The 13,594-nt window shown below is 69.1% G+C and carries 10 protein-coding genes; 4 read left to right on the top strand and 6 right to left on the bottom strand.

Annotated elements, in window-relative coordinates; all coding sequences use genetic code 11:
- Positions 1–193: 193 nt before the first annotated feature.
- From M1D55_RS21730 to M1D55_RS21715, 4 genes are all read left to right on the top strand, one after another.
- The gene (locus M1D55_RS21730; protein ID WP_006575856.1) at positions 194–1,579 is read left to right on the top strand and encodes a phosphomannomutase/phosphoglucomutase; all 1,386 of its coding nucleotides are present in this window, start codon (positions 194–196) and stop codon (positions 1,577–1,579) included.
- Positions 1,560–2,690 carry a lipopolysaccharide heptosyltransferase I gene (gene waaC / locus M1D55_RS21725; RefSeq protein WP_456281804.1) on the top strand — a complete coding sequence of 377 codons (1,131 nt, stop codon included), beginning with the start codon at positions 1,560–1,562 and terminating at the stop codon, positions 2,688–2,690. The genes M1D55_RS21730 and waaC overlap by 20 nt, the downstream gene beginning before the upstream one ends.
- A gap of 2 nt (positions 2,691–2,692) precedes the next feature.
- Entirely contained in the window at positions 2,693–4,096 is a 1,404-nt protein-coding gene (gene waaA / locus M1D55_RS21720) for a lipid IV(A) 3-deoxy-D-manno-octulosonic acid transferase (protein WP_456282749.1), read from the top strand.
- Positions 4,097–4,221: 125 nt separating this feature from the next.
- Positions 4,222–5,049 carry an META and DUF4377 domain-containing protein gene (locus tag M1D55_RS21715; RefSeq protein ID WP_232204856.1) on the top strand — a complete coding sequence of 276 codons (828 nt, stop codon included), beginning with the start codon at positions 4,222–4,224 and terminating at the stop codon, positions 5,047–5,049.
- Between the two features lie 263 nt (positions 5,050–5,312).
- On the opposite strand, the gene M1D55_RS21710 is transcribed toward M1D55_RS21715, so the two are convergent.
- From M1D55_RS21710 to M1D55_RS21685, 6 genes are all read right to left on the bottom strand, one after another.
- Positions 5,313–6,476 (bottom strand): AAA family ATPase, encoded by a 1,164-nt coding sequence (locus tag M1D55_RS21710; protein ID WP_456281803.1) that lies wholly within the window; start codon positions 6,474–6,476, stop codon positions 5,313–5,315.
- A gap of 41 nt (positions 6,477–6,517) precedes the next feature.
- Positions 6,518–7,912 (bottom strand): TolC family outer membrane protein, encoded by a 1,395-nt coding sequence (locus tag M1D55_RS21705; protein ID WP_456282748.1) that lies wholly within the window; start codon positions 7,910–7,912, stop codon positions 6,518–6,520.
- A gap of 174 nt (positions 7,913–8,086) precedes the next feature.
- A complete protein-coding gene (locus tag M1D55_RS21700) occupies positions 8,087–8,413 on the bottom strand; it encodes a rhodanese-like domain-containing protein (protein ID WP_006579501.1) in 327 nt (108 codons plus the stop codon).
- 13 nt (positions 8,414–8,426) lie between these two features.
- Positions 8,427–9,080, bottom strand: a complete 654-nt coding sequence (locus M1D55_RS21695) for a protein-L-isoaspartate O-methyltransferase family protein (protein ID WP_006579502.1) — start codon at positions 9,078–9,080, stop codon at positions 8,427–8,429.
- 164 nt (positions 9,081–9,244) lie between these two features.
- On the bottom strand, positions 9,245–12,484 hold the full coding sequence (locus M1D55_RS21690) for an efflux RND transporter permease subunit (protein ID WP_456281802.1): 3,240 nt from the start codon (positions 12,482–12,484) through the stop codon (positions 9,245–9,247).
- A gap of 18 nt (positions 12,485–12,502) precedes the next feature.
- Positions 12,503–13,558 (bottom strand): efflux RND transporter periplasmic adaptor subunit, encoded by a 1,056-nt coding sequence (locus M1D55_RS21685; RefSeq protein WP_006576561.1) that lies wholly within the window; start codon positions 13,556–13,558, stop codon positions 12,503–12,505.
- Between the last annotated feature and the right edge of the window lie 36 nt (positions 13,559–13,594).

The raw sequence follows: 13,594 nt of genomic DNA, 5'->3' as shown, positions 1-13,594 counted from the left end.
CAAATCGTGGGTGCGATGGCGTGTGTCAGGACACCGAACTGCCCGGCCGAACCGATTATAACTGCCGTGCCTGATCGCAATCCGGCAAAATACAGGTTTTGGCGCGCCGTTCTGGGCACATGGCGGGGCATACGAACTGTCCGGCTCCAGGCCCTCGGTGGGGCGCCCGCTCCCTTCACTTCCAGGAAGCTGCATGCAAATCGACTCCTCCATCTTCAAGGCTTACGACATCCGCGGCATCGTCGGCAAGACCCTGACTCGCGATGTCGCCCGTGCCATTGGCCTGTCCTTCGGTTCCGCGGCCGCCGAGGCCGGCGAGACCGCGGTCGTCGTCGGCCGTGACGGGCGCCTGTCCGGGCCCGAACTGCTGTCGGCATTGGTCGAGGGCCTGCGCGCCGCCGGCATGGATGTGATCGACCTCGGCATGGTCGCCACGCCGATGGTGTACTTCGGCACCAATGTCGAGCTGGCCGGCCGCCGCGCGACCTCGGGCATCATGGTCACCGGCAGCCATAATCCGCCCGACTACAACGGCTTCAAGATGGTGCTGGCCGGCAAGGCAATCTATGGCGAGCAGATCCAGGGCCTGCGCGAGCGCATCGTCGCCGAACGCTTCGCCAGCGGTGCCGGCGACTATCAGCAGGTCGACATCCGACAGCAGTACCTGGACCGCATCGCCAGCGACGTCAAGCTGGCGCGGCCGATGAAGATCGCGCTCGATGCCGGCAACGGCGTGGCCGGCGCCTTCGTCGGCGATCTGTTCCGCGCGCTGGGCTGCGAAGTGACCGAGCTGTTCTGCGACGTCGATGGCAATTTCCCCAATCACCATCCGGACCCGGCGCATCTGGAGAACCTGCAGGACCTGATGCGCTGCCTGCGCGAAACCGACAACGAGCTGGGCCTGGCCTTCGACGGCGATGGCGACCGGCTCGGCGTGGTCACCAAGGATGGCCAGGTCATCTTCCCGGACCGTCAGCTGATGCTGTTCGCGCAGGAGATCCTGTCGCGCCATCCGGGCCAGCAGATCATCTACGACGTCAAGTGCACCGGCAAGCTGGCGCCGTGGATTCGCGAGCATGGCGGCGAGCCGCTGATGTGGAAGACGGGCCATTCGCTGGTCAAGGCCAAGCTGAAGGAAACCGGCGCGCCGATCGCCGGCGAGATGAGCGGCCACGTGTTCTTCAAGGACCGCTGGTATGGCTTCGACGATGGTCTCTACACTGGCGCACGCCTGCTGGAGATCCTGTCGCGCCACGACGATCCGAGCGCCGTGCTGAACGCGCTGCCCAATTCGATCTGCACGCCGGAGCTGCAATTGAAATGCGCGGAAGGCGAGCCCTTCACGCTGCTCGACAGGATCCGCGCCAATGCGAAGTTCGAAGGCGCGCGCGAGGTCATCACGATCGACGGCGTGCGTGTCGAATATCCCGACGGTTTCGGGCTGGCCCGTCCGTCGAACACCACGCCCGTGGTGGTGATGCGCTTCGAGGCCGATAACGACGCCGCGCTGGCCCGCATCCAGGCGGAATTCAAGCGCGTGATCCTGGCCGAGAAGCCGGATGCCCAGCTGCCGTTCTGAGCGGATGCCGGTCGAACCGGCAGTTCCGTTGCAGGACAGCGCCGCCCCCGAGGCGATCGAGGCCGCCGGCATGCCGCGCCCGCTGGGCGTGCGCATGCCGGAGCGGCCGCGCATCCTGGTGGTCAAGGTGTCTTCTCTCGGCGACGTCGTGCACAACATGCCGCTGATCCACGATCTGCGCGCGCGCTGGCCTGATTGCGAGATCGACTGGGTCGTTGAGGAGGGCTATGTCGAGCTGGTGCGGCTGCTGCCGCAGGTGCGGCGCGTGATTCCGTTCGCGCTGCGGCGCTGGCGCAAGGGCCTGTTCTCCGGCGCGGTGTGGAGCGAGCTGGCAGCCTTCCGCCGCGCGCTGCGCGAGGACGCCTACGACGCTGTCATCGAGACGCAGGGGCTGCTGAAGACCGCGGTGGTCTCGCGGATCGCGCGCCGCCATGCGGGCGCGCCGGTGATCGGGCTGGCCAATGCGACGCAGGGCTCGGGCTATGAGCCGGCCTCGCGGCTGTTCTACACCGATCCGATCCAGGTGCCGCTGCAGACCCATTCGGTGCGCCGTTCGCGCCTGCTCGGCGCCGCGCTGACCGGCGTCGCGCCGGCCGAGCCGCCGCGCTTCTTCGGCGACGAGGCGCGCGTGCTGCATGCCAACGATCCGCTGTGGTCCGATCTGCCGACGCGCTACGCGGTCTGCTTCCATGCGACCGCCGGCGCGAAGAAGCGCTGGCCGCTGGAACACTGGCATGAGCTGGGCCGGCGCCTGTTCGCCGAGGGGCTGGCGGTGATGCTGCCTTGGGGCAACGAGGCCGAGCGGCAGGCCGCCGAGCGCATCGCCGCCGGCGTGCCGGGCTCGCGCGTGCTGCCGCGCTTTACGGTGATGCAGGGCTTCGGCCTGATCAATCGCGCCGAACTGGTGGTCGGCGTCGACACGGGGCTGGTGCATATCGCCGCGGCGCTGTGCCGGCCGACCGTGGAAATCTATACCGCGACCTGGCGCTGGAAGACCGAGGGCTATTGGTCGGCGCGCATCGCCAATGTCGGCGACGACGGCGAGGCGCCGACGGTCGAGGAGGTCCATGCGGCGGCGCGCCGCGTGCGTGGGCTCGGACGGGAAGGCTGATGCTGTTGCGTGTTCTGTACAACCTGGCCTGGGGTTTGATCCTGCCGGCCGCGCTGGCGCGCCTCGCCTGGCGCGCGCGCAAGGAGCCCGGCTATCTGCGGCATGTCGGCGAACGCCTCGGGCGCTACGAGGGGCTGCCGACGCAGGGCCCATGGCTCTGGGTCCATGCGGTCTCGGTCGGCGAGACGCGCGCCGCGCAGCCGTTGATCGCGCGGCTGCTGGCCGCCTATCCGGGCCATCGCATCGTGCTGACGCATATGACGCCGACCGGCCGGCAGACCGGCGCCGAGCTGTTCGGCGCAGAGATGGCCGCCGATCCGCCGCGGCTGGTGCAGTGCTACCTGCCTTACGACGTGCCGGCGCTGGTGCGGCGTTTCCTGGCGCATTTCCGGCCGGAGGCCGGCATGCTGATGGAGACCGAGGTGTGGCCGAACCTGGTGCGCGGCGCGCGGCTGGCCGGCGTGCCGCTGTACCTGGTCAATGCGCGGCTGTCGCCGCGCAGCTTTCGCCGTACCGCCCGCTTCGGCCGCGCCGCGGCGGCGATGTATGCCGACTTCACCGAGGTACTGGCGCAGACCCAGGGCGATGCCGAACGCTTCCGTGCGCTCGGCGTGGCGGCGGTGCGCGTGACCGGCAACCTGAAGTTCGACATGCAGCCATCGGCCGAGCAGATCGAGCGCGGACAGCGGCTGCGCCGGGCCTTTGGCACGCGGCCGGTATTGGCCGCGGCGAGCACGCGCGAGGGTGAGGAAGCGATGCTGCTCGATGCCTTGTCGCGCTGGCGCAAGCTGTGCGGCGACGTGTGGGGGCAGGGCGCCGACACGGCGCGTCCGCCGGCGCTGCTGCTGGTGCCGCGCCACCCGCAACGCTTCGATGCGGTGGCGGCGATGGTCACGCAGACCGGCTTCACGCTGCAGCGCCGCAGCGCGCTGGGCGAGGACGGGCTCGATCGGCCCATCGACGCGGACGTGCTGCTGGGCGATTCGATGGGCGAGATGGCCATGTATTTTGCGGCATCGGATGTCGCCTTTATCGGCGGCAGCCTGTTGCCGCTCGGTGGCCAGAATCTGATCGAGGCCTGCGCGGTCGGCACGCCGGTGCTGATCGGCCCGCATACGTTCAACTTCGCCCAGGCCACCGACGATGCGATCGCCGCCGGTGCCTGCCTGCGCGTCGACAGCGCCGAACAGCTGATGCATACGGCCGCGGTGCTGCTGTCGGACCGCGAACGGCTGTCGCGCATGCGGACGCAGGCGCGGGCCTTTGCCGGGGAGCACCGTGGCGCCACCGCCCGCACCGTCGAGGCGCTGGTGCCGGCGCTGCCGGCGCCGGCCCAGGCTCCGGCGACCCAGGCCGGCCAAGGGACCGATGGATCGGCCCCGGCGCACAGCGAAGGCACTCGCTGACCGCCGCCCCGTCAAACCGATTGCGTACACTTGCCAGGCGCCCCGTGTGGGCGCGTCCGGCATTCTCTTTGCTTCGGGACGCATCATCGTCGTCGATACGTCCCGCCAACACGAGGAGCGAACCGATGTCCCTGTCCTTCCGCATGGGTACTGCCGCCGCGGCAGCAACGCTGCTTGGCGCGGCGATGACCGGCTGTGCCACCGCGCCGGCCCCCGATTCGCCGTCGGCCACGCCGACGCTGAGCGAGACCCGGCCCGGCGGTCCCAGCCGCTGGGAGCTGGTGCGCTGGCAGATGCCGGACGGCTCGCTGAAACAGATTCCGCATGGCGACAACGGCGAGCCGGTGCTGTTCGAGTTCAACGCCGGCATCGACGCGGCGCAGGGCACGGTGACCGGCAACGCCGGCTGCAACCGGATGACCGGCAGCTATGGCAAGACCGACAGCGGCATGCGCTTCGATCGCGTCGCCACCACGCGCCGCGCCTGCCCGCCGCCGCTGATGGAGGTCGAGAACAGCCTGCTCAAGGCGATGCAGTCGCCGTTCACGACGGTCGGCACGCAACCGTCGGCCGGGTCCACCGGGCGCCAGATCATCTGGAAGACCGCCGATGGCGATCTGCTGCATTTCGTGGAGCGCGAGGGCGTGGGCCGGCGCGGCGACCGGCTCGATGACCAGCAGGCCAAGGCCGCGCCGGGCGTCGAGAAGATTGTCTATATCGACTCGCAGCGGGTCGAATGCACGGGCGTTGGCAAGCAGACCTGCTATCGCTTCCGCGACGATCCCAATGGCGCCTGGCAGCTGTGGTACGGACCCATCGAAGGGCTCGACTTCGAGCCGGGCATCGCCTACACGCTGCGCGTGCGCGAGTACCGCGTGCCCAATCCCCCGGCCGATGCATCGGCGATCCGGTGGGAGCTGCTGGAGGTGCAGCGGCGTACGCGGGTCAATTGAAGGGAAGCTGGTTTTACCGTGGGTGGTAGTGAACCACCCCCTCTCCCCGGCCCTCTCCCCGTGAGGGGGAGAGGGAGAACCCAATCGGCGTCGCGCTAGCTACTGCTGATTCTCCCTCTCACGCCTTTAAAAAAAGGGGGCGGCAGAGGGGCGGCGAGAGGGAGAACTTGTTGGACGACATGGCCGCTACGGCGCCGGTTTTCTCCGCTCTCCCGCGCGCGGGAGAGGGGCCGGGGGAGGGGCAGCAGCACCCGAAATGTCGCCTAACGCGGCAACCAGTTCCAAGCCGGCCGCTGCAGGTCGCCAAGGCCCGCCACCTGCGTCTGCCCCAGCGCCTTCTCCAGCACGATCGCCTGGCTGTCCGGCTGCTGCTCCAGCGCCGCGATCAGCCGGGCCGCATGCGAGACCACGATGACCTGCGAGCGTTGCGCGGCCTTGCCGATCATGCGGCCCAGCGCGGGCAGCAGGTCGGCATGCAGGCTGGTCTCCGGTTCGTTGAGCACCAGCAGCGCCGGCGGTCGCGGCGTATGCAGCGCCGCGGCTAGCAGCAGATAGCGCAGCGTGCCGTCGGACAGCTCGGCGGCGCGCAGCGGCCGCAGCATGCCAGGCTGCCACAGCAGCAGCTCGAAACGGCCGTCCTGCGCGGCGATCTCGATGCGCGAGCCCGGGAAGGCATCGTCGATGCATTCGTTCAACGCGTCACGGTCGCCAATTTCGCGGATCGTCTGCAGCGCCGCGGCCAGGTCCCGTCCATCGTCGGACAGCACCGGCGTATGCGTGCCGACCTGAGGCTGGCGTGCCAGCGCATCGGCATCGGTACGGAAATGATCGTAGAAGCGCCATGAGCGGACCTGCTCGCGCACCGTCAGCATCTCCGGTGTGCTGCGGCGGTCCGCATATTCGGTCAGCATGCTGTCGAAGCCGCGCAGGGGCAGCGGCAGGCTTTGCCAGCGTCCCTTGTCGTCGCGCGCCCGCACGCCCGCGCCGCGCCGGTCGACCAGCAATGACGAAGGATGGGCCGCCTCGCCATGCCAGATGGTTTCGCGCTTGATGTCCGGGTCCAGCGTGAACATCGAATCGATTGCCTGCCGCAGCCCGAGTTCGATCGCATAGCCGAACTCATCGGAGGCAAAGCCAAGTCGCAGCGATACCGGATGCTGGCGCACCGTCCCCTGCACCGGCTGCTCGCCGCGCAGCATTGCCCGGGACACCGTCTCCGGCCCGGCCCACAGCGTCGATTGCATGCCGCCTTCGCGCGCCAGCGCCGCCACCACGCCACCTTGCGCGGTTGCCGCCAGCAGGCGCAGCGCGCGATACAGATTCGATTTGCCGGTCCCGTTCTGGCCGCTGACCACATTGAGCGGCCCGAGCGGCATCACCAGCTCCCGGATGGAGCGGTAGTTGGCGATGGCGAGCGTCGTGATCATGCCGGCCGGCTACGCTGCGGCACGAGGCCTGACGGATCGGCTCAGCCGCGCCTTGCCGTCCGCGCCGGCTTGGACGCGGGCGCCGCGGCCTTCGCCGGCTCGGGCAGCTTGTACATCGAGCCCGGCGGCAGGGTCAGCAGCGTGTTGATCTGCACCAGGTCGTCTTCGCTGAGCGAGCCGGTGGCGGCCTTCAGGCGCAGGCCGTTCATGATGGTGTCGTAGCGGGCCCGGGCCAGGTCGCGGCGGGTCGAGAACAGTTGCGCCTCGGCGTTGAGCACGTCGATGTTGATGCGCACGCCGACCTCGTAGCCGAGCCGGTTCGACTCGACCGCGGTCTGCGCCGAGCGCTCGGCCGCTTCCAGCGCGCGCACCTGGGCCAGTCCGTTCGATACGCCGGAGAAGGTCTGCCGCGCATTCTGCGCCGCCGTGCGGCGCGCGAATTCGAGATCGCTGGCGGCACGGTCGGCCAGCGCCAGCGTTTCGCGCGCACGCGACTGGATCTGGCCGCCGGCGTAGATCGGAATGGTCAGCTGCACGCCGATCTGCGCGCTGTTGTAGCGGCTGGCGACGTTGATCTGCTGCTGCACCAGGCCCGACGAATCCTGATAGCCGTACGAGGCGACCAGATCGACCGAGGGCAGGTGGCCGGCGCGCGCCTTGTTGTATTCGCGCTGCGCGGTCTCGAGGTTGTAGCGGGCCAGGCTGACCTGCGGGTTGGTCTGTTCGGCCTGCTGCGCCCACAGGTTGACGTCGGCCGGCTGCGGGCCGGGGATGTCGGCGGCGGGGCGCAGGCCCATCAGCTCGTCGACCGGCCTGCCGGTGATCTGCTGCAGCGTCGCGCGCCGGACCTCGAGCTCGTTCTGCGCGGCGATTTCGGTCGAGACGGCGAGGTCATAGCGGGCCTGCGCGTCGTTGGTATCGGTGATCGTCGCGGTGCCGACCTCGAAATTGCGCTTGGCCTGCTCGAGCTGCTCGGCGATCGCGCGCTTCTGCGCGCCGGCCAGATACAGGTTGTCCTGCGCGGCCAGCACGTCGAAGTAGGCCTGGGACGTGCGCGTGATCAGGTCCAGCTGCGCCTGGCTGAAGGTGACTTCCCCCGCCAGCGCGGCCAGTTCGCCCTGCTTGTAGGTTTCCCAGCGGTCCCAGCGGAACAGCGGCTGCGTCAGCTGCAGCGCCCAGTTCTTGTTGTTCAGGAAGCGGTTGGCGTCGATCGGCGCGCTCTGGTCGATTTTGGTGCGGGTAACGCCGGCCACGCCGTTGATTTGCGGCAGCAGGCCGGCGCGGCCCTGCGGCAGCCGTTCCTGCGAGGCGGCAAGCTGGGCGCGCGCGCTGGCGAACTGGGCGTCGTTGGACTGCGCCTCGCGATAGACCTGCAGCAGGTCGGCCGCGCTGGCAGGCGCAGGCAGCACGGCGGCCAGGCACAGCGCCAGCGCCATGCCGGAGACGGCGCGCGATGGACCGAGCGCAAGGCCATCGACCCGACCCTCCGACAAACCCTTCGACACTCCATTCGACGCAACAGCATGCGCGGCACTCCGCGCGGGACACAGCGCAAACCTCATGACGTCTCCAGCTTGTCGGACGCGGCGCGGCCGACGGTTAGCGTCCGCTCAGTACTTCGGCATCGCGGGATCGACCTGTTCGGCCCAGGCATGCACCCCGCCGCTCAGGTTGTAGACCTTGCCGAAGCCATGCTGGCGCTCCAGGAAGTTTGCCACCTGCATGCTGCGGCCGCCGTGATGGCAGACGCAGACGACTTCGGCGTCCGGGTCCAGCTCGGCGGCGCGCGCGACGATCTGGCCCATCGGGATATGCGTGATGCCGGGCAGCGCGCAGGTCTGGACTTCCCAGTCCTCGCGCACGTCGAGCAGCACCGGCTTGGCGCGGTTGGCGTCGCCCAGCCATTGGGACAACTCGGTGGCGGTAATCTGCTGCATGGTGGTTTCCGGTTCAGAACTGGAAGCGCGACGGCGGCTTGATGCCGGTCAGCGGGGCGACCGCGGTCTCGAACAGATTGACGGTCTGGTATTCGGTGTCCGACACACGCGTGATCAGCTGCGCCTCCATCACCGGCAGCGTGCCGACGAAGGCGGCGATGCGGCCGCCGACCTTGATCTGCGACAGCATCGCCTCGGGCACCGCCGGCAGCGAGCCGGAGATGCAGATCACGTCGTAGGGGGCGCCGGCGGGCCAGCCGTCGGCGGCATTGCCCTCGGCGACCTCGACGTTGACGATGCCGGCCTTGGCCAGGTTCTCGCGCGCCAGCGCGGCCAGTTCGGGGCGGATGTCCACGGTCAGCACGTGGCGGGCGCGATGGGCCAGCAGCGCGGCCATGTAGCCGGAACCGGCGCCGATCTCCAGCACGTTCTCGTGCTTGCGCACGCCCAGTTCCTGCAGCACGCGGGCCTCGACGCGCGGTGCCAGCATGTTCTGGCCGCCCGGCAGCGGAATTTCCGTATCGACGAAGGCCAGCGCCTGGTACGCCGCGGGCACGAACTGCTCGCGCTTGACCACGGCCAGCAGGTCGAGGATTTCCTGATCCAGCACGTCCCAGGGCCGGATCTGCTGTTCGATCATGTTGAATCGGGCTTTTTCGAGGTCCATCTTGCCTTCCTTGCTATGCCAACCGCTATCTGTTTCGTATTCCGGCCGCGCGGTGCCAGGGGCCGGGGAATTCCGTCAAACCCGACATTTTAACTCCCCGGCGTGACGCCGGGGCATCCGACGGCAGCAGGGGGCCGGGCGCCTGGCGGCGGCGGGACTGGCTGTCATTCCGCGCTCGCGGGCCGGCCCGAAGCGGGCAGCGCGGGGTCCGCGGCGTCGTCGCCCTGTCCGGCGACCGTCCCGGCCCCCGTCCGGGTTCCCTCCGCCGCCGCCTTGCCCCGCCAGCGCCGGGCCAGCCAGCCACCAAAGTCGTCCAGGTAGGTGTAGATCACCGGCACCACCACCAGCGTCAGGATCGACGAGGTGATGATGCCGCCGATCACCGTCTGGCCCATCGGCGCGCGCTGCTCGGCGCCTTCACCGAGGCTGAAGGCCAGCGGCACCATGCCGAAGATCATCGCCAGCGTGGTCATCAGGATCGGGCGCAGCCGCACGCGGGCCGCCTCGACCAGCGCGGCCTCGCGCGACAGCGGCGCCTTGCCGTGCTCGCCGCGCCGCGCCTGATTGGCGAAGTCGACCAGCAGGATCGCGTTCTTGGTCACCAGGCCCATCAGCATGATGAAGCCGATGATCGAGAACATGTTCAGCGTCGAGCCGAACAGCAGCAGCGCCGCGAACACGCCGATCAGCGTCAGCGGCAGCGACGTCATGATGGCGATCGGCTGGAAGAAGCTGGCGAACTGCGAGGCCAGGATCATGTAGATGAAGATCACCGCCAGCGCGAGCGCCGACACCGCATAGCCGAACGATTCGTTCATCGACTTGGTCGAGCCGCCGAAGCGGTACTTGTAGCCGACCGGCCACGTCATGCCGTCGAGCGCGTGCTGGATGTCGCGCGCGACCTCGCCCTGCGACCGTCCGGCCGTATTGGCCGTCAGTTCGACCTCGCGGTTCAGGTCGCGCCGGCTGATCTGATTGGCCCCGGTGGTCGGCACCAGCTCGGCGATCTGGCGCAGCGGCACCATCCGCGGCGAGCCGTCGGGGTTGGTCTGCGTGCTGGCGATCATCAGCGCCGACAGGTCCGCCATGCCGGTGCGCGCGTCCTTCGGCAGCCGCACGCGGACGTCGTAGTTCTCGTCGTCCGGCGCGCGCCAGCTGCTGATCGCATCGCCGGCCAGCAGTGGCCGCAGCGCATTGCCGATCTGCGTGATGCCGATGCCCAGGTCCGAGGCTAGCTCGCGGCGGATCCGCACCTCGACGGTGGGACGGTCGTCCTTCATGCTGGAATCGAGATCGACCAGCCCGGGGATCGCCCGCATCCGGCGCGATGCCTCCTCCGACAGCCGCTTCAGTTCACCCAGGTCGTCGCCCTGCAGCGAGACCTGGATCGCCTTCTGCCCGCCGGCGCCATCGGGCATGCCGACCATCGTCAGCGTGATGCCGGCGATGCGGTTCATCCGCTCGCGGATCAAGGGATTGAGCTGCGTGGTGGTCCGCTCGCGCTGCTTGCGGTCGACCAGCCGCACCGACACCAGCGCGTTGTTGCGGCCCGAAGTGTTGCCGGCATTGATGGTCGCGTAGGTGTAGGCGACTTCGGGGAATTCGCGCAGCGCTGCCTCGACCTGCCGCACCTTGGCTTCGGTGACCTCGAGCGCGGTGCCGACCGGCGTGGTGAAGCCGATCTGCGTCTCGCCGAGGTCGGCGTTCGGTACGAACTCGGTGCCGATCAGCGGCACCAGCGCGAAGCTGCCGAAGAAGGTCACCACGGCGATCAGCGCGGTCGCCAGCCGGTGCTTCAGCGCCCAGCCCAGCATTGCGCCATAGCCGTGGCCGAGCGCGTCCATCCGCGCCGAGAACCAGTCCAGCAGCCGGCCGATGCTGCGGCCGTACCAGCTGCGCTTGTTGCCGGTGCCGTGCAGGTCCGGGTCGTGCCAGACCGACGACAGCATCGGGTCCAGCGTGAACGACACGAACATCGAGATCATCACCGCGGCGACCACGGTGATGCCGAACTGATGGAAGAAGCGGCCGATGATGCCGCCCATGAAGCCGACCGGCAGGAACACCGCGACGATCGAGAACGTCGTCGCCAGCACCGCCAGGCCGATCTCCTCGGTGCCGTCCAGCGCCGCGGCGCGGTGGTTCTTGCCCATCAGGTTGTGCCGCACGATGTTTTCGCGCACGACGATGGCATCGTCGATCAGCAGGCCGACGCACAGCGACAGCGCCATCAGCGTGATCACGTTCAGCGTGAAGCCGAACAGGTACATCACGCCGAAGGTGCCGATCAGCGCGATCGGCAGCGTCAGGCCGGTGATCACCGTGCTGCGCCACGAGCCGAGGAACAGGAAGACGATCGCCACCGTCAGGAACGCACCCTCGAGCAGCGTCGAGCGGACCTCGTCGACGCTGCGGCGGATGCCGCGCGCGCTGTCGTTGATCACGGTCAGCTGCACGCCGGCCGGCACCAGCTTGCGCACCTCGTCGGTCATGCGCACCAGACCGTCGACGGTATCGACGGTGTTCTGCCCCTGCGCCTTGACCACCGACAGGAACAGCGCGCGCTTGCCGCCGAGCAGGGCCAGGCTTTCCTGTTCCTGTTCGCCGTCGCGGACCTCGGCCACCTGCTCGAGCGTGACCGGCTGATTGCCCCGGCGCGCGACGATGATCTGCCTGAACGCGGCCGGATCCACCACACGGCCCTTGATCTGCACCACGGTCTCGGTCGCCGACGAACGCAGCTCGCCCGCGGGCAGCTCCTGGTTCTCGTTGCGGATCGCGGTCATCACCTGGTCGACACCGATGCCCAGCGCCTCCAGCTGCGCCGGGCGGATCCGGATCTCGATCTCGCGCTTGGTGCCGCCGACGATGCTGATCGCGCCGACCCCGCGCACCGTCTCCAGCCGCTTGCGCACGATCTGGTCGGCGATGGTGGTCAGCTCGCGCTGGCTGCGCGCGGAGCCGGGCGCGTTGGAGACCGACAGATGGAAGATCGGCGCGTCCGACGGGTCGTAGCGCAGCACGCGCGGTTCCTCGACCTCGTCGCGGAACTGCGGCCGAATCAGCGCGATCTTGTCGCGCACGTCCTGGGCGGCCTGCGCCACGTCGACCGACAGGTCGAACTTGATCACGACGACCGAGGTGCCCTGGTACGAGTGCGAGAAGATCTCGTCGATGCCCGAAATCGTATTGACGATCTCCTCGACCTTGCGCGTGACATCGGACTCGACCGACTCGGGCGGCGCGCCCGGATATTCGGTCTGCACCACGACGATCGGGAAGGTGATGTCCGGGAACTGGTCGACCGGCAGCCGCTGGTACGAAAACAGCCCGATCACGATGAAGGCCATCATCATCATCGTGGCCATCACCGGGTTGCGGATCGACAGACGCGTGAACCACATATCGGGCGCTCCGCTCGTTCAGGCCTTGGTCAGGCGAACCTGACTGCCGACCCGCAAGGTGCCGAGGTTGCTGCGCACGACCTGCGCGCCGCTCGCCAAGCCGCCGGCGATCTCGACCAGCCCGGTGCTGTCGTCGCGGATGCCAAGCTGCACCGGCCGCTCGGCCAGCACGCCGTTCTCGATCACATAGACGAACGCGCGCTCGCCCTCGGTGCGCACCGCGGTGATCGGCACCGATACCACGCCGGCGCGCTGTCCCAGTACCAGGCCGCCCTGCGCGAACATGCCGGCGCGCAGCCGGTGCTCGGGATTGTCGACGCGCACGTAGACCATGATGCTGCGCGTGCCCTGCGTGACGGCCGGGTTGATCCGCACCAGCTTGCCCTCGAAGCGGCCCGCGCCCTCGACCTCAAGCTGGACCGGCTGGCCGATCGCCACGCGGCCGACATCGGCCATCGGCACCGGCGCCTCCAGTTCGAGGACGCGCAGGTCGACCACCTCCAGCAGCGCGGTGTCCGGCGACACCTTCTCGCCCGGCTGCACCGAGCGCACGGCGACCATGCCGTCCAGCGGCGACTTGACCACGGTGTCGGTCAGCGCCTTCTGTGCGACCGCCAGCCCGCCCTCGGCCGCATCGAGATTGGCCTTGGCCACGTCGAGCTCGGACTGGAACTTGTCGAAGGCGGTCTTCGAGATGAAGCCGCGTCCGACCAGGTCGCGATTGCGCTCGTATGTCTGGCGCGCGTTCTCGTACTGCCCGCGCTGGGCCAGCATCTGCCCGCGCGCCTGCGTGACCTTGGCCTGGTATTCGGTCGGATCGATGCGCACGATCACCTGGCCCGCGCGCACCGGTTCGCCTTCGCGCACCAGCACGTCGCGGACCTCGCCCGAGACCTTGGCCTTGACCGCGGCCTGGTTCAGCGCGCGCAGGCTGCCCGACAGCGGCAGCGTCACGCGCAGGTCGTGCGCCGCGGCGGCGACCACGTCGGCCTGCAGCAGCTCGATCACGTTGGCCGCCGGGGCAGGGGCCACCGCTGCAGGGGGCTGCTTGCTGCCGCTGGCCTTCCGCACCATCGCGCCGGCGCCGACCAGCACGGCCAGGCCCAACAC

It is taken from the genome of Cupriavidus sp. JZ107 (assembly GCF_053903255.1).
Note: the sequence above shows the minus strand (reverse complement) of the source record. Positions and strands in the feature narration are given on the sequence as shown.

What these genes read in the sequence shown, in the direction of transcription:
- M1D55_RS21705 (WP_456282748.1), bottom strand. Translation starts at nt 7,912, where the DNA reads ATGGCGCTGGCGCTGTGCCTGGCCGCCGTGCTGCCTGCGCCTGCCAGC.
- M1D55_RS21730 (WP_006575856.1), top strand. Translation starts at nt 194, where the DNA reads ATGCAAATCGACTCCTCCATCTTCAAGGCTTACGACATCCGCGGCATC.
- M1D55_RS21710 (WP_456281803.1), bottom strand. Translation starts at nt 6,476, where the DNA reads ATGATCACGACGCTCGCCATCGCCAACTACCGCTCCATCCGGGAGCTG.
- M1D55_RS21715 (WP_232204856.1), top strand. Translation starts at nt 4,222, where the DNA reads ATGTCCCTGTCCTTCCGCATGGGTACTGCCGCCGCGGCAGCAACGCTG.
- M1D55_RS21690 (WP_456281802.1), bottom strand. Translation starts at nt 12,484, where the DNA reads ATGTGGTTCACGCGTCTGTCGATCCGCAACCCGGTGATGGCCACGATG.
- M1D55_RS21685 (WP_006576561.1), bottom strand. Translation starts at nt 13,558, where the DNA reads ATGGTGCGGAAGGCCAGCGGCAGCAAGCAGCCCCCTGCAGCGGTGGCC.
- M1D55_RS21695 (WP_006579502.1), bottom strand. Translation starts at nt 9,080, where the DNA reads ATGGACCTCGAAAAAGCCCGATTCAACATGATCGAACAGCAGATCCGG.
- waaC (WP_456281804.1), top strand. Translation starts at nt 1,560, where the DNA reads ATGCCCAGCTGCCGTTCTGAGCGGATGCCGGTCGAACCGGCAGTTCCG.
- M1D55_RS21700 (WP_006579501.1), bottom strand. Translation starts at nt 8,413, where the DNA reads ATGCAGCAGATTACCGCCACCGAGTTGTCCCAATGGCTGGGCGACGCC.